Source organism: Hathewaya limosa, from assembly GCF_030815255.1.
GTDB classification, from domain to species: Bacteria; Bacillota; Clostridia; order Clostridiales; family Clostridiaceae; genus Hathewaya; species Hathewaya limosa.
Window position 1 is genome coordinate 93,257 of the sequence record NZ_JAUSWN010000006.1, and the last position, 23,345, is coordinate 116,601.

Genomic DNA, 23,345 nt, shown 5'->3' on the forward strand with positions numbered 1-23,345 from the left:
AGGTGCAAATAGTATGAAAGTAGTATGTATAATACAGGCAAGATATGGTTCAACACGATTACCAGGAAAGGTACTAAAACAAATTTGTGGAAAAAGTATCTTGCAACATGATATAGAAAGAATAAAATGTGTGAAAAGTATAGATGAAATTATAGTAGCTACTTCCAACTTAAAAAGAGATGATATTATTGAAGCAGAGGTTAAAAAATGTGGAATAAGTGTGTCTAGAGGTTCAGAGGAGGATGTTTTATCGAGATATTATTATGCTGCTAAACAAAACAAAGCTGATATAGTAGTAAGGATAACTAGCGATTGTCCTTTAATAGATACGGATATTACAAATGATATAATTAAACTATATTTAAATAATTTTAAAACATGTGATTATCTAAGTAATACATTAGAGAGAACTTTCCCAAGAGGATTAGATGTAGAGGTTTTTAGTTTTGATGTATTAGAAAAGGCTTTTAATGAATCGGTATTATTGAGGGATAGAGAACATGTTACACCTTATATTTGGGATAATCCTGAAAAATTTAGAATTAAACAATTTAAAGGAGATATAAATTATTCTGATTTCAGATGGACAGTGGATACAAAAGAAGATTTTGATTTAGTTAACAAAATATATGAAAAATTATACCCTAGTAAAAACAATTTATTTGGAATGAAAGAAATATTAGATTTGTACAAATATTATCCAGAACTAAGGAATATTAATGGAACTATCTTACAGAAGAAAATTTAATTATTAAGGTAAGTGGTGAGTTTGGTGAATTATTATTTAAAGCAAGTTGAAGAAGAAGATTGTGATTTATTATTTGAATGGGCTAATAATAAAGAAGTAAGAAAAAATTCATTTAATAATACGGAAATTTCATATGATGAACATATTAAATGGTTTAAAAAAATGATTTTAAGCCCTAATGTCTTTATGTATATTATGGATAATGGAAGTAATTCTGTAGGACAAGTAAGAATAGATGTAATTGAAAATTGTGCAACAATTAGTTATAGTATTGATAAAGAGTTTAGGGGTCAAAAGTTAGGTACTTTAATTATTAAATTAATAGAAAAAAAAATAGAAGAATTATATGAAATAGATGAGATTATTGGATATGTAAAAAAAGATAATGAACCATCTAAAAAGATATTTAAAAATTTAGGATATATTGAAAAAGATTTAAATAATAAAATGATGTATTATAAAAGATTAAATAAAAGAGGATAGTTTATACTAGCCTCTTTTATTTTAATAATACTAATAAAAGGTGTGTAATTAAGTATGGAAATATTATTTAGAGCTGATGGTGGAGAAGGTATAGGTTTAGGACATATTATGAGAACGCTTGTTTTAGCTAAGGAGCTTTTAAAACATCATAAAATCAAATATATATGTAATAATGCAGATAAGTATTCAAAAGGAATAGAAAAGATTAAAAGTGAAGGTATTGAAGTTATATCTATAGATTGTAAAGATGAGTTAAAGCAAATTAAGGATATAAGTGGACAATTTATTGTTGTGGATAAGTATGGAATAGATAAAGGTTATTTATCATCTTTAAAAGAAAAATTTAATGTTATATATTTTGATGATAATAATGAACTTGATTTTTATCCTGTAGATATGATTATAAATCAAAATATATATGCAAAACAATTAAAATATAATACTTTGAAAGAAACTAAGCTTTTACTTGGTAAAAATTATACTATGTTAAGGGAAGAGTTTAGAAATAATAATCCTATTTCAATAAATAAGGAAGTTAAAGATGTTCTTATAACATTAGGTGGTAGTGATGATTTTAATATAACAGAAAATATATTAAAACAACTTAAAAATTTTAATTTTAATTTACATATAGTTATAGGACCCGCATTTAAATATAAAGATAGTTTAAAAAAATATCAACAGAAGAACATACGATTATATGAAAATGTTAATATTAGTAATCTTATGAAAAAGGCTGATTTAGTTATATCTTCATGCGGTTCTACATTATATGAATTAAGTTTTTTAGGAATTCCAACTATAGGGGTTATAGTTGCGGATAATCAAAAGGCCAGTGGAGAATATATGAATAAAACAAAGTCTATAATTTTATCTGATATTTATACAATAGGAGAAAAAGTAAACAAAATAACTTATGAGAAAAGATTAGAGTTAAGCGATAATATGAAAAGTATAATAGATGGACAAGGTGTATATAGAGTAAAGAAAGAGATTGAAAAGTACGATATATAATACGATAAATAAAAATGAAACGTTTTATTTTAAGAAAGGGATGAAATTATGAATACCTCATTTGATATAGATAACATTAAGATTGGGAAGGGTCAAAAAACATTTATTATAGCAGAAATGTCTGCAAATCATCTTCAAAATTATGATAGAGCAGTGGAAATAATAAAAGCAGCTAAGGAATCAGGGGCAGATGCTATAAAAATTCAAACATATACTCCAGATACTATAACATTAGATTGTGATAATGAATATTTTCAAATAAAACAAGGAACCATTTGGGATGGTACTACATTACATAAGTTATATCAAACAGCCTATACTCCATGGGAGTGGCAACCTAAATTAAAGAAAATTGCAGAGGAGATGGGACTTGTATTTTTTTCATCACCTTTCGATTATACATCAGTAGATTTTTTGGAAGAAATGGATGTATCTGCATATAAAATAGCATCTTTCGAATTAAATGATATACCATTTATAGAATACATAGCATCAAAAGGTAAACCTATTATTATGTCTACAGGTATAGCTAGAATGGGCGATATTCAAGAGGCTATAGATGCTTGTAAGAGAATGGGTAATGAAAATGTTGCATTACTTAAATGTACATCAGCATATCCATCGCCGTTAGAAGATATAAATTTAAATACTATTCCTAATATGAAAGAAACTTTTGATGTAATAACAGGACTTTCAGATCATACTATGGGATATACTGTGGCCATTGGTGGAGTAGCATTAGGAGCTAAAATAGTTGAAAAACATTTAACATTAAAAAGGACAGATGGAGGAGCTGATTCTAAGTTTTCCATGGAACCAGAAGAATTTAAAATAATGGTAGATAACATAAGAGGTTTAGAAAAAGCACTTGGAACTGTTACCTATGATTTAACAGAAAAACAAAAAAAATCAAGAGAACATTCAAGAAGTTTATTTGTAGTACAAGATATTCAAGAAGGAGAAGTTTTCACAAAAGAGAATGTAAGAAGCATAAGACCAGGATTTGGATTAGAAACGAAGTATATAAATGATATATTGGGTAAAAAGGCTTCATGTAGTATAAAAAAAGGAACCCCTATGAATTGGAAGTTTACTGAATAAAGGAGGTATAAACAGTGCAAAATATCATATTAACACCTTCGTATACAAAAGAATTTAAGTGTATAGGAGGAGAATGTGAAGATAGTTGTTGTATTGGGTGGAGGGTATTTATTGATAAAAATACATTTAAAAATTATAAAAGGATTTATAATAAAGAATTTAAAGCAAAGGTTGATAAATATATAAAAAGAAATAGACATTCTACAAATGAAAATAGTTATGCTCAAATAAAGTTATTAGAAAATGAAAGATGCCCTTTTTTAAATAATAAAAATTTATGTGAAGTATTTATAAATGTAGGAGAACATAACTTATCTAAGGTTTGTACTGAATATCCTAGAATTTATAATAGAATTGATAGTAAGATTGAAAAGTCATTAACTTTATCTTGCCCTGTTGCGGCTAAAAAGATTTTACTAAATAAAGAGTTAATGGAGTTTGATGAAATTCAATCTAATGAAAAAATAAGTAATATAATAAACTATGTAGATACACAAAGTAATAAATATATTAATAAATGTTTTTGGGAAATAAGGATTTTTACTATAGATTTATTACAGAATAGAAATTATTCAATAGAAGATAGATTAATTATTTTAGGTATGTTTTATAAAGAAATTAGTGAAAATTCCAATGTAGATGATGTCATAAAAAAATTCAAAAACCGAATACTAGATAATGTATATAAGAAATTTTTAAATGATATTTCACAATTACAAGATATAAAATTACATATATTAACACAAATTATAGATGCAAAGATAGAAAATGATCTAAATATAGATAGAGAATTTTTGGAATTTTATTATAAGACTAAAACAGGACTCGGATATGAAAAAGAACATCAAGAAATTGATTTAGTAAAAGGATACAATCTATGTTATAAAAAATACTATAAAGATTTTATTTTACATAAAGAACATATAATGGAAAACTTTTTGGTGAATTATGTGTTTCAGAATACATTTCCAGTAACAAATAAAAAATTATTTGATGAATATATTATAATGGTTATTAATTATGCACTTATTAAAGTTCATTTGGTAGGTCTTAGTGGATACTATAAAGAAAATTTTTCGGAAGATATAGTAGTAAAGTTTATTCAAAAATTCTCAAAAGTAGTAATGCATAATTACAATTATATTGAATGGATATTTAATAGTATAAAAGATGAAAAGCTAGATAGTATGGCGCATATAATCATATTTATAAAAGATTAATTTTTGTAAATAAAAAAATATTTTGGAGGAAGTATATATGAATATATTAGTTACAGGCGGAGCAGGATTTATCGGAAGATGGGTAGTGAAAAGATTATTGGATGAAGAACATAAAGTTTTAGCATTAGATAATTTGTCAAATGGAAGAATTGAAAATATACAAGAATTTAAGGTTAATAACAAATTTAGTTTTATAGAAGGTGATATAAAAGATACTAAATTGTTAGATAATATTTTTGAAAAAGAACAATTTGATATTATATATCACCTAGGTGCATCTATAAATGTACAAGATTCTATAGATGATCCAAATACAACATTTTATAATGATACGGTAGGAACTTTTAATATTTTAGAAAAAGCTAAAGTTCAAATGTTTGGTAAAAATGCAAAAATGGATGGAGAAGAATGGATTTTAGATGATAAAGAAAAAACTCATCCATGTAAAGTTGTATTTATGAGTACTTGTATGGTTTATGATAAAGCAGGAGCAGAAGGAATAGATGAAAATCATCCTGTTAAACCTGTATCACCTTATGGAGGAGCTAAAATAGCAGCAGAAAATATGGTCCTTTCATATTATAATGCATATAAACTTCCAACAGTTGTTATAAGACCATTTAATACATATGGACCATTCCAAAAGACAGGTGGAGAAGGTGGAGTTGTAGCCATATTTATTAAAAATACATTAGCAGATATTGATTTAAATATTTATGGAACTGGAGAACAAACTAGAGATTTATTATATGTTAAAGATTGTGCTAGATTTGTTGTTATGTCAGGATATTTAGATAAAGTTAATGGACAAGTTGTAAATGCAGGTACAGGAAGAGATGTAACTATAAGTGAACTTGCAAAAATTATTGCAAGGGATAGAGTAAAAGTTAATTATGTAAAACACATCCATCCTCAAAGTGAGATTATGAAACTTTTATGTAATTATAAAAAAGCAGAAAGGTTAATTGGATGGAAGCCAGAATATACTTTGGAAGAAGGAATAGCTGAAACTGAAGAATGGATTAAGCAAAATTTATAATAATTAAATCAGTATAATATTAAATAGATCAAAAGTTAAATTTCTATAATGAAATGTTACAAAAATCAGTTTTATTTTGTAACATTTCATTTTATTCTGTACATTAATCAATATTTTCAAAATTAACACGATAATAGTACTAATAAACTTTAATATTAGGTGGTATTTATATATGAATGCAATAATTTTAGCAGCAGGTAAGGGAACTAGGCTTAGGCCTTTAACAAATGAAATTCCTAAACCGTTAGTAAAGGTATTGGATAAACCTATAATTGAAACTCAAATAGAACATTTGATAAGCGTAGGTATAAGGAATATTATAGTTGTGTCAGGATATAAGGGAGAAAAATTATTATATTTAGAAAAGAAGTTTAAAATAAAAATAATACATAATCCTTATTATAATGAATTTAATAATATTTATAGCATGTATTTAGTTAGACAATATTTGGAAAATTCTTATGTATTAGATGGAGATGTTTATATAGATAAAAATGTTTTTACTAAGGATATAAGTCGCTCTACTTATTTTGGCATTTATAAAAGTTGTTTTAATAATGAATGGGTAATAAATAGCGATGAAAATTTAAAAGTTAATAGTATATCAATCGAAAGTACAAAAAACAAATATATTTTATCTGGTATTTCTTATTGGAATCGTGAAGCTGGAAAATTTATAAAGAAAGAATTAGAAGAATATGTAAAAAATAAAGAGATAAAGGATTTATACTGGGATGATATAGTGAGGATTAATATACAAAAGCTTAATGTATATTTAAAACCATTAAATGAATATAGTTGTTATGAAATAGATAATATAAAAGACCTAAATAAAATACATAGTATTCTTAAAAATAGAGGATTATAGAATAAAAAAATTAAAGATTAAGGAGAGAGAGCATGATAGAAATAAATAAATATATAGATTCTAATATATTAAATAAGTATGTAGGTAAAGTTCAAAAATGTGAAAAAATAGGGGGAATGACTAATCTAAATATAAAAGTTTTTAGTGAATTAGGTATTTTTGTTGTTAGAATATGCAAAGAAGATACTAGTGAGATGATTAATAGAAAAGATGAGATTATAAATTCTAAATTAGTATCGGAATACGGAATAGATAAAAGTTTTTTATTTATGGATGAATGCTTAGGAACGAAGATTACTAAGTTCATCGATAATGGAGAAAATTTAACTCCTAAGACAGCTTTAAAGGAGCAAACTATGATCAAAGTAGTACAAGCATTAAAAAAATTACATAATTCTAATGTAAAGTTTAATAACGTATTTAATCCTTATGAAATGATTTGTAAATATGAAAAAATCTTAATAAAAAATAAAGGATATTTTTTTGAAGACTATTATGAGATTAGAAAACAAATTTTTAGTTTTGAAGAAAAATTAAGAAAGTATGAAATCAAATTAGTTTCATGTCATAATGATACAGTACCTGAAAATTTTGTAATAAATAAAGAAGAATTAAATATGATTGATTGGGAATATAGTGGTATGAATGATTTAGTTTGGGATTTAGCAGCGCATAGTTTAGAATGTGGATTTACATATGAAGATGAAATGAGGTTTTTAGAAATATATTATGGTAATAAATGCGAAGAAAGTATAAAATGGCGTATGAAATTATATAAGGTTTTACAGGATTTTCTATGGAGTTTATGGTCTAATATAAAAATTAGCTATGGAGAAGATTTGAAAGAATATTCTAAAGAAAGATATAATAGATGTAAAAGGATAATAAAAGAATTATAAAAGGAGAATTTTAAAATAATGATTAATTTAGAAGAATTAAGATTATTGAAAAATAAATTAAAAGATTCAGTAGAAAAACAAGATTTTAATAGGGCAGACGAATTAATCAATAAATATCAATTAAACGCAAAATATGATATAGAAGTTGAAAATATAAGTGCTATCGTTGAATTTTATAAAGGAAATTTAGAAAAAGCTGAAAGAAAACTTTTAAATATATACAAAAAATTTGAATTTAATTTGGATGTAAATTTAAATCTAGGTATTGTATATATGACATTAGGAAAAGATGAAGAAGCAGTTAAGTATTTTATAAGAAGTATGTGTATAGATAATTCCAAATTTAATATGATTATGGATCAAGTTGAAAATATATTACTTAATGGATTTTCAAGAGAAAAGTTTAATGAAATAAAAGAAGAAATTTTTCAGGTATTTTCTACCTATCAAAAAGGTTTTCCGAAGGCTAAAAATCAGGGTGATTATGTAGGAAAAGTTTTTGATATAAACAATGAAAATTATGGTGTCGGCATTTATGATAACTATTTTGCTGAGAGAACAGGGATTTTTAAAGATTTTGATTTAAAATTAGATACCATGTATAAATTAGAATTGTTTAATTCTAAGAAATTAAAAACATATAAAACAAAAGTACAAAATAAAAAAATAGTAATTCCTATTATGACAATAGACAATAAAGCTGAAATTAAAGTTAAGGTAAATGAAGAACAGTACACATTAAATAAATCATTAACTAATAGATTTTATTATTATGCTTTTTATTTAAATGATGTTGTTGAAATAACTTCAAATGAAGAATTTATTATGGGTAAAATTATAAAATTAGAAGAAAAGAAAACAGAAAGTCCTAAACTAATTTTAAATATATTTATAGATGGATTATCACAAAAATTTATTGAAGAAAATGGATTGCAAAAAGTTATGCCTAATGCATATAAATTTTTTAAAGAAGGAACTATATGTACTAATACATATGTAAGCGGTGAATGGACTTATGTAAGTTTGGCAAGTTTTTTTACAGGAATGTACTCAAATCATCATAAGTTTTATCATCCTGATTTTAGTAGTTTTTCTCTTTATGATAAAAAATTATTTAGTGAGATTCTTCAGGATAATGGATATTTTACAGCAAAAATAGATGGTGATTGGAGAAGTACACCTACTATGGCATATGTAAAGGGAATTGATAGATATTTATATCAGCCATGTGTTATGGGTATGCATACTGATGAAGTGATAAATGAAACTATTGAACATTTAGATGCATTTAAAGAAAAAAATAATTTTGTTTGGATATGTCTTCCTGATCTACATGATATAGCAGATGAGTTTGAAAATAGGATTAGTGTTCAAGTTAATAATAATATTGAAACCCGTATTTTTGAAAAAACAGATGAAACAAGTGTTAGGAAAGGCTATGATGAAAGAAAAATATATAAATATGGAACTCAGCTAAAAAGAATAGATAGATATTTAGGTTTGTTATTTAATTATATAAAAGATAATTATGAAGAAGATGAATATATAATGAGTTTAATTGCAGATCATGGTCAAGGCTATTTTGTGCAACCTGATAGATTCTTGGATGATGGGAGAACTAAAGTAGCTATGATGTTTAGAGGAAAAAATATTCCTAAGGGACAATGCAATGAAATGATTCAAGGGTTAGATTTATTTCCTATAATTTTAAATGCAATAAATGTAAAAAATGAAAATTTAAATGATGGAAATGTGCCTAAATATTTTGGTGGAGAAAGAGAAAGAGAATATACTTATTCAGAAAGTATTTTTCCTAAAAGTCCATATAGAGCAACTATAAATGATTTAACACATAAATTTTTCTTTGAAACAAAAGAAGAATGCCAAGTTGATGGAAGGTTTAAAATAGATGGATATAAATTTCAATTAATAAATAAGGAAACTGATGAAGATGAAACTGAATTATACGGAGAAAAAGTTGAGAAATATATGCATATAATTCTTGAACATATTAAAGAATATATAATTATTTAAAAATTAATAAGGATTAAGATACTTTGTTTAAGTTTAAATAAAAAATAATTTAAAAAATATTAAAATTTATTAAACAATATTCGATAATATGTAATGAAAGGTAATATTACATATTAGTAGGAGGTGACATAATAATGCTAATAAACAATGCGCTAGTATTAGGAACTTTTAATAGACATAACAATAATGTTCAAAGAAGAGAAAAAAATGTTGAAACTTTAGCATCAGGAAAGAGAATAAATAAAGCTTCAGATGATGCATCAGGGCTTGGAATATGTGAAAGTATGAAGGCTCAAATCAGAGGATTATCTCAAGGACAAAGAAATACTCAAGATGGACTTTCATTTTTACAGTATGCTGAAGGTCAACTTGAAGGTGTACATGAGAATCTTTTAAAAATGAGAGAAATGGCTGTAAGATTTTCAAATGATACTTATAGTGATTCTGATAGAGAAGTTGCAGATAAGGAATTTCAACAATTGAAAAAAGATATAACTTATATATCCGAAACGGCAGAAGTTAATGGTATAAAAGTTATGGGTGAAGATAAAAAACTTCAAATTCAGGTAAGATATGAACCATATAAAGTAGAAGAAATAGGTCTAAGAAAAATAAATTTAGATTCTTTAGATTTATCTTCAGAAAATATACGTTCTAGGCAAAATAGTTCTAAGTGTTTAGAAAAAATTGATGATTCATTAGAAAAAGTTCTTGATTATAGGGAAAGTCTAGGAGTTGCAATGAATAGATTTGAAAGTCTTCTTAAGGATAGTTCTAATGCTGAAAATAATACAACAGCTTCTTTATCTAGAATAGAAGATATAGGAACTGCAATGGCAAGTATGAATTTGTTTAAGAATGATGTTTTGGTTAAGTATACAAACGCTATGATGGCTCATGCAAATCAAGATACTAATAATACCATTCAGTTATTAAAATAATAACTTAGGATAAGTCTAGTATATATTTATGCTAGACTTATTTCTATAATAAAGAAACATTATAAGATAACGATAATTTAAATAGTAAGATTAAATTTAAAAGGAAGTGTAATAATGAGAATATCACATAATTTAGCTTCTCTAAATATATATAGAAATATGGAAATAACAGAAGCAAAGCAGAGCAAGTGCATGACTAGAATAAATACAGGGAGTAAATTAAATAGGGCATGTGATGATCCAACTAAAATTGGTGAAAAAGAATTAATGACTATGAGTATTAGAACTATGCAAAGTTCTTCTAGGAACGTTCAAGATACTATGAGTATGTTACAAACTGCTGATGGAGGACTTCAAGAGATAAATGATAATTTAATAAGACTTAAAGAACTTATGGTACAGGCTGGCGATGGTTCATTATCAGATAAAGATAAAGATGTTCTTCAGAATGAAATTAATCAAGTTACAGCAGATATTGATTATTTAGCTAAAGGTACAAATTTTAATAAAGTATCTCTTTTAGATGGAAGTTTTACAAAGAAAAAAAGTCTTATAGATAAGCATGAAGAAGTGGTTATACCTGATATAAAAGCTACGGTTCATGATTTAGGTTTAAATGCAGATGTAAATGATGTTAGTAGGTCTTTAGATAGTATTGATAAGGCTATAAAAAGTATTTGTGAAACAAGAGGAAGAATTGGTGGATTAGGTTCCAGACTTGAGGATACTTATAATAATATTCAAGAAAGTTATTCAGCAGTTGAAAGATCTTTAAGTTTAATAAGTGATGCTGATGTTGGAGAAGAAGCTGTAGAACTTGCTAAGAATAATATTTTAATGGAAGCTGGAAATGCTATTATGGTTCAAACTAATAAATTACCTATGGATGTTTTGTCGATACTAGGAAATATGAAATAATTATTTTTCTATTTAAAATTATACCATAGTCGAAAATATGGTATAATTTTTTTTGCTTTTGTAAATATATTGTGAATAAATTTATACTAATGAAAAATAAATAATATTATTATTTGAAAAAAGATTATAAGAAGTTTATAATGTTTTAAGTAGTATAAAATAAATTTACTGTTTTTAACAAATAACAAATAAAAAAGAAAAAAATGTTAAATATTCTGAAAAAGCAAATAAAATGTTTGAAATTGGATATAATAGTCTTGTCTAAAAAAAGATGTAAAAAATTTTTGAATTATTTTTATAACTAAATTTAAATTAATATTTAAAATTCAAATTATTTAGGGTATAATATAAATGTATCTATATATGTAATAATTGTATTTTTATGAATAATAGATAATTAAAAAAGATAATATAATAGTATGTATAAAATATACTAAAAATATACTGTAATAATCTAAATTAAACATTTAAGAATAGGAGGATGAGTATGAGTTTTGTAACAAGTCTTTTTAATAGTTCTAGTCAAAGTGGAAAATTATATAATCAGATGAAAAATACAATGGATGCAACTGCAACAAGGGGTAAAACGATTTCTAATAATGTATCCAACTTTAATACTAAGGGATATAAAAGGTTTGATGTAGTGTTAAAAGAGAATCTAGATAATGGTGATTTAGATTTAAAAAGAACTAACAAAAAACATTTATCACTTGTAGATTTTGATGAACCATATAAAGTTGTACAAGACAATAGTAGTAGTATGCGTAATGACGGTAACAATGTAGATGTAGATATAGAAATGACAAATTTGGCATCAAATACTATACTATTTAATTCATTAGTTACTGAAATTAATAATGAGTTTGCAATGAAAAGTAATGTAATACGAGGAGGAAAATAGGGGGATGAAAGCATTTAATACGCTTAGAATCAGTGCAAGTGGTCTTGCAGCAGAAAGACTTAGAATGGATACCATAGCATCTAATTTTGTTAATGCTAATACAACAAGAGGTAAAGATGGAAAGCCATATGTAAGAAAGATAGCTGTTTTCCAAGAAAACTTACAAAAAGTACTTAATCCTAAAACAGGAAAGAATGAAGACAAGCTTTTAGGGGTTAAATCAGTAGGTATAGAAGAAGATCCTTCACCACTAAGGGTTGTATATGATCCTACTCACCCAGATGCAGATGCAAATGGCTATGTAAAAAAACCAAATGTTAATGTATTAAATGAAATGGCTGATTTAATGGCATCAGCAAGGGCGTATGAGGCCAATATTACAGCTATAAATGCAGAGAAAAGTATGCTTATGAAAAGCCTTGAAATAGGAAAATAGGGGGGGAAATTAAGTGAAGATAAATGAGTTTATACCAAATCAAACTATAGATATGTTAAATAAAGCTACTTTAAAAACAGATATAGATCAAAAAGAAAACCCAAAACAATTTACTAACATATTAAAAGAAGAGCTCAATAATGTAAATGATAAACAAGTACAAAATCAGCAAATGCTACAAAAGTACATAAATGGCGGAGATGTAGATATGCATGATTTAATGATATCATCTCAAGAGGCAAAACTTTCCTTACAGCTAGCAGTAGAGGTTAGAAATAAACTTGTAGACGCATATAACGAGTTAAATAGAATGCAGTTATAGTATGAAGAAAGTTAGGAGTGCTAAAAATGGGAAAAATAACAGAAATGTTTAATAAGCTTTTGGAAAAATGGAAAAAGCTTAGTGTGGGTAAAAAAGCAGCAATAATATCTGTTATAACTGGAGTTATACTTATACTAATCTATTTAGGTATTACCACATTTAAACCAAAGTATTCAATACTTTTTTCAGACTTAGATCCTAAAGATTCTGGAAATGTTGTAGAAGCTTTAAAAGAGGAAAAAATAGATTATAAAATAGACGGTAGTTCTATACTAGTTCCAAAGGAAAAGGTATCTGCCATAAAAATGGAGATGTTATCTAAAGTAGATTTTTCTAATGGAAGTAAGGGATTAGAATTATTTAATTCAGATGGAATGGTTTCCACGGATTTTGAGAATAGTGTAAAGTATCAAAAAGCTCTTCAAGGTGAAGTTGAGAGAATGATTAAATCCTTTGAAGAAGTAAAAGAATGTAAGGTTATTTTAAAGTTACCCGAAAAAGATACTTTTGCTATAAAGGAAAATCCGGAAAATTCTACTGCCGCTGTATATATAAAATTAAATCCAGGTATAAAGGAATTAAAAAAAGAACAAGTAAAAGCAATTGTAAGCTTACTAACAGGAGCAATACCTAATTTACCTAAGGAAAACGTTCACATTGCAGTTAATGATATGCAACTTGTAACAGAAGATTTATTCCAAGATAAAGATAAAGATGGATTGCAAAATGGTAAGCAATTAGAAATGAAGCAGAAAAAGGAAGAAACTTTAAAAAAGAATATTTTAGATATCTTAAAACCAATATATGGTGAGGGTGTTAAGGCTGCTGTTAATGTAGACTTAAACTTTGATGCTGTACAAACTCAAAGTAAAGATTATGCAAAAGGTGTTGTAGTAAGTGAACATATTATTAAAAATAATGAAAAGACAGGTGATAATAAAAATATAACTAGTTCACCGGTTGATAATAATATGACTAATAGACAGGCATCTAATAATGATAAAAATAATACTTCAAGTCATGAAGATGTAACAAAAAACTATAATGTGCCTGAAGTTACTAAAACAGAAGTGCAAGCACCAGGTAAAATTCAAAAAATTACAGCTTCTATTGCTGTAGATGAAACTAATAAAAAATTAGATGATCTATCAAAGGAAAAAATAAGAAATACTGTAGCTTCAACTATAGGATTTGATGAACAAAGAGGAGATACTATTAGTGTTCAAGGATTTAGCTTTAAAAATGGTGGACAAGATATTATGGATTCTGCTAAAGCTGAAATGCAAAAGAATGAACTAGATCAAAAGAAAGCTATGATGGAAAAAGGAATAGCTATTGCAATCGCTTCAATTATAGCCTTAATAGTACTACTTATAGTTTATAAAAAAGTATGGGGTAAAGATGAAGATGATGATGATCTTTTAGATGAAACTTTAGAATCAGAAATTTTACCAAATGAAACAGAAGTTGAATTTGAACCAATAGTATTTGAAGATAATGATCCAAAGACTCATATAGAATCAGAAGTTAAAAAATATGCTCAAAGTAAACCAGACCAAGTTGCTGATATTGTTAAGTCATGGTTAGCTGAGGATGAGATGTGATTATAAGTGGCGAAAAAGGAAGAGTTAAGCGGAGTTCAAAAAGCGGCCATTTTATTTATAACCTTAGGGCCAGAGGCTTCGGCAGATATAATTAAAAAATTACCAGAAAGAGAAATTCAAAAGATTACTTTTGAAATAGCAAATATAAATTCAGTTAAATCAGAAGAAAGACAACAAATCTTAAATGAATTTATAGAAATGAATAAGGCTAAAGACTATCTTGTAGAAGGTGGTATAGAATATGCTAGAACACTTTTATCTAAGGCATTAGGTAGTCAAAGAGCTTCAGAAATTTTAGATAAGGTTACAGAGGCTACTCAACAATTTAGACCTTTTTCTATTGCAAGAAAGGCAGATGCCCATCAACTTTTAAATGTTATATCAAATGAGCATCCGCAAACTATAGCTTTAGTATTATGTTATTTACAACCGGATAAGGCAGCACAAATAATGTCTGCATTATCAGAAGAGTTACAGGCAGAAGTAGCATATAGAATAGCTACTATGAATAATACTTCTCCAATTATGGTAAAAGAAATAGAAAAAGTGTTAGATAGTAAATTATCATCTGTAATAAAAACAGAATCTACAAATCTTGGTGGTATACCTCCACTTGTTGATATTTTAAATCAAGTAGATAGAACTACTGAAAAGAATATTACAGAAGGACTAGAAAGAGAAGATGTAGAACTTGCTGAAAAAGTCAAAGAGTCTATGTTTGTATTTGAAGATATCATTAATCTTGATGATGTATCTATTCAAAGAATTCTTAGAGAAGTTGATAATAAAGAACTTGCTCTTGCGCTTAAGGGATGTTCAGAGGATGTTCAAGAAATTATATTCAGAAATCAATCTAAGAGAGCCGGTGCTACATTGAAAGAGGATATTCAATTCCTTGGACCAGTTAGACTTATGGATGTTGAAAAATCACAACAAAAAATTGTTAGCATCATAAGAAGATTAGATGAAGCTGGAGAAATAATTATGGCAAGAGGTGGTGAAGATGCAATCATCGTATAGCATTATAAAAAGTCCTAATGTGGATTTTAAAGGTGATACTTTAATTGATACAGAGTATGAAATTCCTGAAGAAGAAGAGAAGGCTGAGGAAAAAAAGTTTCAAGTAAAATTGCCAGATTTTAAAAAAAGTTATGAGAAAATCGGGGCAAATATACTTGAAAGTGCTAGAAGTCAAGCTAGAGATATAATAGACGATGCTAAAAATAAGGGAACAAAACTTCAAAAGGAAGCTTATGACTTTGGTTATGATGAAGGACATAAAAAAGGATATGATGAAGGTATAAAAAAAGCTCTAGATGAAATGGAAGAGAAAAAGCAAGAGCTAATGGAAGAGTCTGAAAAAATTATATATGCATGTAAAGAACAATATCAAAATTATCTTAAAGAAAAAGAAAAGGATATCATAAATATGATATTAGAAATTTCTTATAAGTATTTAAGAAAAGAGATTGAGAATGAAGATGTTATAACAAGTATGGTAAAAGATGAATTAGAAAAAATTCATAATGCTGACACTATAGTTCTTAAATTCAATCCTAAATATTATGACGAAATAAAAAAGAACTTAGATGCATGGAAAAAAGCTTATTCCCTTAGAGAAGTATTTCTTATTCCAGATGAAAGTTTAGAACTGGGTACAGTTGTTATTGAAAAAGAAAAAGGGAAATGTAAATTAAGTCTTAATTATGCTTTGGATAAAATAAAAGATGAACTTTTAAAATAGTATTAAAACTAAGGAGAGATAATATTGAATATTAACTTTCACAAATTAAATGAAAAAATTAAAGATGTTAATGTAACATACTATGAAGGCATAGTTAAGAATGTTATAGGGCTTACTATTGAGGTATGTGGTATAAAAGCTTTTGTAGGGGAAGTTTGTATAATATATACCGATAATAATAAAATAAATTGCGAAGTTGTTGGATTTAAAGAGGAGAATGTTATTCTAATGCCTTTAGGAGAACTTACAGGTATTGCTCCAGGATGTAGGGTTGTTCCAACAGGAAAAGCGTTAAATGTTAATTGTTCATATGAACTTTTAGGGAAGGTTCTAGATGGGCTTGGGAACCCATTTGATGAGGAAGAGTATGAAGTAGTTGGAGGAGAAAGGTATGCAATGGATGCATGCCCTCCAGATCCTCTAAAAAGAAGAAGAATAAAAGATATATTACCTACTGGGGTAAGAGCTATAGATGGTTTCTTAACTTGTGGAGAAGGGCAAAGAATTGGTATTTTTGCTGGTAGTGGAGTAGGAAAAAGTACAACATTAGGTATGATAGCAAGGGAAGCTAAAGCTGATGTTAATGTAATAGCACTTATTGGAGAAAGAGGAAGAGAGGTAAAAGACTTCTTAGAAAAAGATTTAGGGGAAGAAGGTCTTAAAAAATCAGTTATTGTTTGTGCAACTTCTGATAAACCAGCTCTTGTAAGATTAAAAGGTGCGTTTACTGCTACAGCTATTGCAGAATATTTTAGAGATCAAGGTAAAAAGGTTATATTAATGATGGATTCTGTAACTAGATTTGCCATGGCTCAACGTGAAATAGGACTTGCTATAGGGGAACCACCTGCTACTAAGGGATATACACCTTCAGTATTTGCTATGTTACCAAGACTTATGGAAAGAGCAGGTACATCGCAAGAAGGATCTATAACAGCGTTTTATACAGTACTGGTAGATGGTGATGATTTTAATGAACCAATAGCTGATGCCGTTAGGGGTATATTAGATGGACATATAGTTTTATCTAGAAAATTAGCGGCTCAAAATCACTATCCAGCCATTGATATTTTAAGTTCTGTAAGTAGATTGATGTCTGAAATAGCAATACCAGAGCATAAAAAAGCTGCATCTTTTGCTAGAAATTTATTGTCTACATATAAAGAAGCGGAGGATCTTATTAATATAGGAGCTTATGCTAGTGGTAGTAGTAAAGATATAGATATGGCTATAAAGTATCATCCTGCCTTAATTAAATATTTGAGACAGTATGTTGATGAAAAATCTTCAATAGAAGAAAGTGTAGGTACACTTTTAAATATGTTTCAAGGTATAGGAATGTAGAAGTGCAAGAATGTAAATTTTAGGGGCGTTTAAAAATGCAGGGAAGATTTCAATTTAGATTGCAAAAAGTCTTAGATATAAGAATGAAAGAAGAAGACCAGAGCAAGATGGAATTTAAAAAAGCCATGGAAGAAAAAAGGAATACAGAAATTAAACTAAATAACTTGAAGAATAGTTATGATAAATTTAATAAATTTGATGAAGAAGAAAGTATAATAGAAAGAAAACTTAAATTAAATTATTTAAAATGCTTAAATTCTACTATAAATAGTGTTAATGAAGAGCTAAAGCATAAAAATAAGTTTGTAGAAGAAAAACGTATAGTTTTAAAAGAAAAACAGGTAAGTAGAAAAACAGTTGAAATTCTAAAGCAAAAAAAGTTAGAGGAATTTCAAAAGGAACAAAATAGTATAGAACAAAAAGCTAATGATGAATTTGCTTTATATGGTTTTATTAGAGCAAGATCTTAAGAAAGGGGGCAAGATGTTAAATGATGCAAGTAACAGGAGTTAATTTAAAGGAATTAGATTTAAAAAAAGATGTTAAATTAAAAAATAATAAAAAAAGTAGTGAAAAATTTGGTGAAGATTTTACTAAAGTTTTTGATAAAAATATAAAAGGATCTTCAAAGAATGTTGAACAAGCTTCTATTAAAGAAAAAAAAGATTCTTATAAAACTGAAGATGAAAAGATAAATACTATAAAAGATGAAGCGAAAGAAGAACAAGAAAATAAAAGAAAAATAAAAAAACAAGCAGAAGAACTACTATATAGTATATTGGGAATTTTTAATCAAGAAGATACTATAAATAAAATAAAAGAAAAATTAAAAGAAAGCATAGGTATCTTAGAGGATTTAGGGAGTATAGAAAATATCAATAAAAAAGAAGTATTAAATGAAGTATTAAAAAAATATAATTTAGATGATAATGGGTTAAAAAAGATTTTAGGTTCTTTTTTATCTTTAGATGATAATCAAGAAAATATTAATTCGGTTGAAAAGTTAAAAGGTGACATTGAAGGGCTACTTAAAAAAGTAGAGGATTTTAACAGAGATAACTCTATAGATAAAGTAAAAAATACAAAGAGTTTAAAAAAGTTTAAGGGAATAGAAAATCTTAAAAGCATAGAGGATATAAAGAATTCTTTAAAACAAAATATGGTTTCTTTTAAGGAAGATCTTGATGATAAGTCTAAGACAGAGTTGAAAAATAATAATTCTTTCTTATCTTCTATAAATAGCGATGAAAAAGATTTTTTGAAGATATTAACTAAAGATCCAAAGGAAGATAAAGCTATTTCCATGGATAAAGTACACTTAGGATTGAATAAACTAAGTAACTTAAAGATAGATAATCAGGAAATTGCAAAACAAATTAAAATGCCAGTTATCAATAAATACACTTTTAACAATGATATTATTAAATCTATAAAATTTATGAATTTAAATAATTTAAAAGAACTTTCTGTAAGAATAGTTCCTAGAGAATTAGGAGAATTAGTAATTAAAGTTTCAGTTGAAAATGGTATTATGAAAGCTAATATATCATCTACAACAAAAGAAACTTATCAATTATTGCAAAACAATGCTAAGGAAATTTTAAGTAAGCTACAAGCAGAATCAATAAAGGTTGAAGAATTTTCCGTTGATATATATGATCAAAACAATACAGCAAATAATAGTCAAAATTTAAAAGATAGAAATGAGAACTTTAACTCATATAATCAAAAGTCATGGAAACATTCGAGCAATACAATAGAAGACATTGTAGTTGAAGAAGGTAGTAATAGGGAAACTGTGGACATAGAGGATGTAATTAATATATTAGCATAGGAGGAATGTAGAGATGCCTGATAATAATATTGGGGTAGGTAATTCTACTAAGGTAGGATCTACAACTAATAATTCAAAGTTTTTTAAAAGAACTATGACAAGTAAGATGAATGGGGCAACTGATAGAGGAACTAAAATAGTTAAGAAAAATGAAATAGACAAGAATACATTTTTGAGAATCTTAACAGCTCAGCTTCAAAATCAGGATCCATTTAATGCAAAGGATGGTACAGAATATGTATCTCAGTTAGCTCAATTTGCATCTATGGAACAGATTACAAACTTAAATTCTACCATGACAGCATCAAGTGCATATGGACTTGTAGGAAAAACTGTTGCATTTAATTCTTATGATATGTACGGAAATCAATATGGTGGAGTAGTACAAGATGTTATTAGGCAAGGAGATAATGTGAAATTAGAAGTGAATGTTTTAGAGAATGGTAAATATGTACCTAAGGAATTTGATCTTAAAGATGTTAGTGATGTTATAAATGCGCCAGATCAAAATTATAACATAAATAATAATATTAACTTTCTATTATCTTCTTCACTAATTGGAAAAAGTGTAGAAATTGCACTGAAAGATGGAGTATATTCTGCTAAAGTAAACTCAGTGTATAAAGATGGTGCAAATATAAATTTGAATGTAGACATAGAAAATAAATTTTTTAAAGGTGAGATGAAGCCTAGTAAGGGATTTTCAACTGAAAAGGTTGAATTTAACGGCAAATATGCAGAAGATAAGGGTACATCATTAAATTTAAGGTATGTAAAAGCTAAAGATGTATATGAATATAGTTTTGGTGATGAAGATAAATGGAGTGAGTATAAAGCAGGTAGTGAAGTAAATGGTATTAAGTTTACACTTCCAAAGAACAAACCTTCTAATGATGTTCAATGGAGTGCTACTATAACAGGAATAACTAAAGATAATTTAGATGTTTCTAGTGACAATATATTAGTAATAAAAAAATAATTTCAAGGTACGTATGTAATTTAAGGAGGAACTTAAAATGTTAAGATCTATGTATTCTGGTATTTCAGGAATGAAAGTTAATCAAGTAAAATTAGACGTTATAGGAAATAACCTTGCAAACGTTGGTACAACAGCATTTAAATGTTCAAGAACAAGATTTCAAGATATGTTATATCAAAGTGAAGCAACTGCAACAGGTCCATCACTAAATGTTGGTGGTACTAATGGACAACAAGTTGGATTAGGAGTTAAGGTTTCAGGAATTGATAGGGTTGTAACTCAAGGAATGATGCAACCAACAGGAAGAAATCTTGATGTAGCTATGGATGGTAATAGTTATTTTATGGTAGCTAGGGGTGAAAACAAATCTGTAGTAAAATTAAAAGCAGGTTATGATGGAATACAAGATGGTGCTGGAATGGAAATAAAGTTTTCTAGAGATGGTGCTTTTGCACTCGATGAACAAGGAAATCTATTAAATTCTGATGGATATAGAGTTCTTGGATACATGGTAAAGGCTGGTGGTAAGGACAGTATAGTACATGATCCTGCTACAGGAAAACCAACTTGCAATTTTGTTGATGCGGATAGTAAACCAGGTCCTACAGCAGATGGAACAAATTTAGTACCATTAGCTATTCCAGATGTTGTTAAAGATGGAGCAGGTAAAGATAGCAAAATTATTAGTTTTAGTATTGAAAAAGATGGACAACTTAAAGCTGTTCTTGAAGATGGAAAAGTTAGTATTTTAGGTCAAATTGCTATGGCATCTTTTAAAAATCCTGAAGGATTAAAAACAGAAGGTAAAAATCTTTATACTAACTCTGCTAATTCAGGGGAACCAAGAATAAGAGCTGGTGTTGGTGGAGCAGCTGATAAAACAAAAGGATTTGGAGACATGGTTCAAGGTGTTCTTGAAATGTCAAATGTTGATATTGCAGCTCAATTTACAGATATGATAGTTGCAAATAGATCTTTCCAAGCAAGTTCTAAGATGATTTCAACAGGGGATGAAATTCTTCAAGATATTATTAACTTAAAAAGATAGTTAATTAAATAAGGCAACATAGGGTATACATGTATATCCTATGTATGCCATATGCTTTAATTTTAGGGAGGTTCTTGCAATTATGATAAGATTGACAAGTTTAAATAATAAAGAGTTTTATTTAAATGAAGATAACATAGAAAAAATTGAAGAAGTACCTGATACAGTTATTACTATGAGTAATGACAAAAAGTATTTAGTTAAAGAAAACATAGATGAGGTAATGGAAAAAATATTACAATTCAAAAGAAGGTATTTTGATAAATTACGTTAACTCATACATAATTAAGTAAAGACCAATAAACTCTTTAACAGGGGGAATAGAAAAATGAAAAAAAGCGATATTGCAACTTCCATAGGGCTAGTAATAGGTATAGCACTAATGATTTGGGGGATGGCTTCAGGGAAAGCTAGCATAGCAATTTTCTGGGATCCAGCCAGTGTTGGTATTACTGTTGGAGGATCTTTTGCAGCATTATTAATAACATATCCAATGGATCAAATAAAAGCTTTATTCAAAGTTTTTGTTCAAGGCTTTAAAAATAGTGCTATGGCTGGTACTGATATAATAGAGAAATTTACTAATTTGTCAAGAAAGGCCAGAAGAGAAGGATTACTTTCCTTAGAAGAAGAAATAAATTCAGTAGAAAATGAATTTATGAAAAAAGGTCTACAAATGGTTGTAGATGGTATAGAGCCAGAAGTTATTAAGGATATCATGGAACTTGAGATTTCAGAGGTTGAAAGAAGACATGGTGATAATTCTAGTGTACTTAAGACATGGGCAGCATTTGGACCAGCATTTGGTATGTTAGGAACATTAATAGGATTAATTCAAATGCTTGCAAATTTAAGTGACCAAAGTGGATTAGCATCAGGTATGGCTACAGCACTTATAACTACATTTTATGGTTCATTGCTTGCTAACTTAATCTTAACACCAATGGCTACAAACTTAGACTATAAAAGTAGTTTAGAAATTTCTAATATGGAAATGATGCTAGAAGGTATTTTAGCTATTCAATCAGGAGTAAATCCAAGAATAGTAGAGGAAAAATTAACAGCTTATCTATCACCACAAGAAAAGGTAGTATATAAACAAACATCTGGCGATGGGGTGACAGAAAATGTCTAGACAAAAGAAAAAAAAGGATGAGATAGATCCTAATTCTTGGCTAGGAACTTATTCTGATACCATAACACTGCTACTTACATTTTTTGTTTTATTATATTCTTACTCAAATGTAGATGCAGCTAAATTTAAGTCAATGGCTAATGCCATGCAATCTGTTTTTTCAAAACAAGCATCAGAAAAAATCTTAGATTTTAACAATGGTGGAGGAGAAGTACCTATAGTTGGATCACCTATAGATGGTGGTCAAAATTCTAATAGTGGTGAAAATGTAAAAGCTAGTTTAGAAAGCCTTAAAAAATATGTAAAAGATAATAAAATGGAAAGCTATGTTAAAATAAAAAATGATTCAAGAGGGTTTATATTTGAAATAAAAGATAAGATTCTTTTTCAAACAGGACAAGGAAATTTAAGAAAAGAAAGTCTACCTGTTTTAGATGTAGTAAGTAAATATATAGGGTCTGTAAAAAATGGAATAATAGTAGAAGGACATACTGATAATGTTCCTATTAGCAATGAAAAGTTTCAAGATAATTTAGAGTTGTCTTCTGAGAGAGCAAATAATGTTACTAGATATTTTATAAATAATAAAAAACTAGATCCTAGAAGATTTCAATCAATTGGTTTAGGGGAATATCATCCTATTGTACCTAATAATAGCGAGGCTAATAAAGCTCAAAATAGAAGAGTTAATATATTAATTGTTACAGATAATTCTAAAAAGGAAGGAAAATAG

25 protein-coding genes are annotated in these 23,345 nt (G+C 27.4%); all 25 read left to right on the forward strand.

From position 1 onward, the window contains the following. Nucleotides 1-13: 13 nt before the first annotated feature. The 25 genes from QOZ93_RS04880 (at nucleotide 14) to QOZ93_RS05000 (ending at nucleotide 23,345) form a co-directional block, all read left to right on the forward strand. Nucleotides 14-748, forward strand: coding sequence for a glycosyltransferase family protein (locus QOZ93_RS04880; protein ID WP_307355332.1), 735 nt, complete (start codon nucleotides 14-16; stop codon nucleotides 746-748). A 24-nt stretch (nucleotides 749-772) separates the two neighbouring features. Next, nucleotides 773-1,231 carry a GNAT family N-acetyltransferase gene (locus tag QOZ93_RS04885; RefSeq protein ID WP_307355333.1) on the forward strand — a complete coding sequence of 153 codons (459 nt, stop codon included), beginning with the start codon at nucleotides 773-775 and terminating at the stop codon, nucleotides 1,229-1,231. 54 nt (nucleotides 1,232-1,285) lie between these two features. Beyond that, nucleotides 1,286-2,245, forward strand: coding sequence for a UDP-2,4-diacetamido-2,4,6-trideoxy-beta-L-altropyranose hydrolase (pseG, locus tag QOZ93_RS04890; protein WP_307355334.1), 960 nt, complete (start codon nucleotides 1,286-1,288; stop codon nucleotides 2,243-2,245). A 48-nt stretch (nucleotides 2,246-2,293) separates the two neighbouring features. Then, nucleotides 2,294-3,346, forward strand: coding sequence for a pseudaminic acid synthase (gene pseI, locus QOZ93_RS04895; RefSeq protein WP_307355335.1), 1,053 nt, complete (start codon nucleotides 2,294-2,296; stop codon nucleotides 3,344-3,346). A 14-nt stretch (nucleotides 3,347-3,360) separates the two neighbouring features. Continuing rightward, on the forward strand, nucleotides 3,361-4,566 hold the full coding sequence (gene fliB, locus QOZ93_RS04900; protein ID WP_307355336.1) for a flagellin lysine-N-methylase: 1,206 nt from the start codon (nucleotides 3,361-3,363) through the stop codon (nucleotides 4,564-4,566). Between the two features lie 37 nt (nucleotides 4,567-4,603). Continuing rightward, entirely contained in the window at nucleotides 4,604-5,605 is a 1,002-nt protein-coding gene (locus tag QOZ93_RS04905; RefSeq protein ID WP_307355337.1) for a dTDP-glucose 4,6-dehydratase, read from the forward strand. Between the two features lie 172 nt (nucleotides 5,606-5,777). Beyond that, nucleotides 5,778-6,473 (forward strand): sugar phosphate nucleotidyltransferase, encoded by a 696-nt coding sequence (locus tag QOZ93_RS04910; protein ID WP_307355339.1) that lies wholly within the window; start codon nucleotides 5,778-5,780, stop codon nucleotides 6,471-6,473. Nucleotides 6,474-6,505: 32 nt separating this feature from the next. Then, nucleotides 6,506-7,372: a choline kinase family protein gene (locus QOZ93_RS04915; RefSeq protein WP_307355340.1), complete on the forward strand. Its 867-nt coding sequence runs from the start codon at nucleotides 6,506-6,508 to the stop codon at nucleotides 7,370-7,372. An 18-nt stretch (nucleotides 7,373-7,390) separates the two neighbouring features. Continuing rightward, nucleotides 7,391-9,406, forward strand: coding sequence for a sulfatase-like hydrolase/transferase (locus QOZ93_RS04920; RefSeq protein WP_307355341.1), 2,016 nt, complete (start codon nucleotides 7,391-7,393; stop codon nucleotides 9,404-9,406). A 134-nt stretch (nucleotides 9,407-9,540) separates the two neighbouring features. Further along, complete coding sequence (locus QOZ93_RS04925; protein WP_307355342.1) at nucleotides 9,541-10,347, forward strand: flagellin; 807 nt, start codon at nucleotides 9,541-9,543, stop codon at nucleotides 10,345-10,347. 114 nt (nucleotides 10,348-10,461) lie between these two features. Further along, nucleotides 10,462-11,265, forward strand: coding sequence for a flagellin (locus QOZ93_RS04930; protein ID WP_307355343.1), 804 nt, complete (start codon nucleotides 10,462-10,464; stop codon nucleotides 11,263-11,265). A gap of 487 nt (nucleotides 11,266-11,752) precedes the next feature. Next, nucleotides 11,753-12,166 (forward strand): flagellar basal body rod protein FlgB, encoded by a 414-nt coding sequence (gene flgB, locus QOZ93_RS04935; protein WP_307355344.1) that lies wholly within the window; start codon nucleotides 11,753-11,755, stop codon nucleotides 12,164-12,166. A 4-nt stretch (nucleotides 12,167-12,170) separates the two neighbouring features. Continuing rightward, on the forward strand, nucleotides 12,171-12,602 hold the full coding sequence (flgC, locus tag QOZ93_RS04940) for a flagellar basal body rod protein FlgC (RefSeq protein WP_307355345.1): 432 nt from the start codon (nucleotides 12,171-12,173) through the stop codon (nucleotides 12,600-12,602). 13 nt (nucleotides 12,603-12,615) lie between these two features. Further along, nucleotides 12,616-12,924: a flagellar hook-basal body complex protein FliE gene (gene fliE, locus QOZ93_RS04945; protein WP_422723869.1), complete on the forward strand. Its 309-nt coding sequence runs from the start codon at nucleotides 12,616-12,618 to the stop codon at nucleotides 12,922-12,924. A gap of 26 nt (nucleotides 12,925-12,950) precedes the next feature. Further along, nucleotides 12,951-14,528 (forward strand): flagellar basal-body MS-ring/collar protein FliF, encoded by a 1,578-nt coding sequence (gene fliF, locus QOZ93_RS04950; protein WP_307355346.1) that lies wholly within the window; start codon nucleotides 12,951-12,953, stop codon nucleotides 14,526-14,528. A gap of 6 nt (nucleotides 14,529-14,534) precedes the next feature. Next, nucleotides 14,535-15,548 (forward strand): flagellar motor switch protein FliG, encoded by a 1,014-nt coding sequence (gene fliG / locus QOZ93_RS04955; RefSeq protein WP_307355347.1) that lies wholly within the window; start codon nucleotides 14,535-14,537, stop codon nucleotides 15,546-15,548. Continuing rightward, complete coding sequence (locus QOZ93_RS04960; protein ID WP_307355348.1) at nucleotides 15,532-16,272, forward strand: FliH/SctL family protein; 741 nt, start codon at nucleotides 15,532-15,534, stop codon at nucleotides 16,270-16,272. Before fliG ends, QOZ93_RS04960 begins: the two co-directional genes overlap by 17 nt. Before the next feature lie 21 nt (nucleotides 16,273-16,293). Then, entirely contained in the window at nucleotides 16,294-17,616 is a 1,323-nt protein-coding gene (gene fliI, locus QOZ93_RS04965; protein ID WP_307355373.1) for a flagellar protein export ATPase FliI, read from the forward strand. 35 nt (nucleotides 17,617-17,651) lie between these two features. After that, the gene (fliJ, locus tag QOZ93_RS04970) at nucleotides 17,652-18,086 is read left to right on the forward strand and encodes a flagellar export protein FliJ (RefSeq protein WP_307355349.1); all 435 of its coding nucleotides are present in this window, start codon (nucleotides 17,652-17,654) and stop codon (nucleotides 18,084-18,086) included. A gap of 20 nt (nucleotides 18,087-18,106) precedes the next feature. Next, nucleotides 18,107-19,450: a flagellar hook-length control protein FliK gene (locus tag QOZ93_RS04975; RefSeq protein WP_307355350.1), complete on the forward strand. Its 1,344-nt coding sequence runs from the start codon at nucleotides 18,107-18,109 to the stop codon at nucleotides 19,448-19,450. A 13-nt stretch (nucleotides 19,451-19,463) separates the two neighbouring features. Continuing rightward, complete coding sequence (locus QOZ93_RS04980; RefSeq protein WP_307355351.1) at nucleotides 19,464-20,429, forward strand: flagellar hook assembly protein FlgD; 966 nt, start codon at nucleotides 19,464-19,466, stop codon at nucleotides 20,427-20,429. Nucleotides 20,430-20,466: 37 nt separating this feature from the next. Continuing rightward, entirely contained in the window at nucleotides 20,467-21,477 is a 1,011-nt protein-coding gene (locus QOZ93_RS04985; protein ID WP_307355352.1) for a flagellar hook-basal body complex protein, read from the forward strand. Nucleotides 21,478-21,559: 82 nt separating this feature from the next. Beyond that, nucleotides 21,560-21,751 (forward strand): flagellar FlbD family protein, encoded by a 192-nt coding sequence (locus QOZ93_RS04990; protein WP_307355353.1) that lies wholly within the window; start codon nucleotides 21,560-21,562, stop codon nucleotides 21,749-21,751. Nucleotides 21,752-21,805: 54 nt separating this feature from the next. Further along, on the forward strand, nucleotides 21,806-22,612 hold the full coding sequence (locus QOZ93_RS04995; RefSeq protein ID WP_307355354.1) for a motility protein A: 807 nt from the start codon (nucleotides 21,806-21,808) through the stop codon (nucleotides 22,610-22,612). Further along, on the forward strand, nucleotides 22,605-23,345 hold the full coding sequence (locus QOZ93_RS05000; protein ID WP_307355355.1) for a flagellar motor protein MotB: 741 nt from the start codon (nucleotides 22,605-22,607) through the stop codon (nucleotides 23,343-23,345). The genes QOZ93_RS04995 and QOZ93_RS05000 overlap by 8 nt, the downstream gene beginning before the upstream one ends.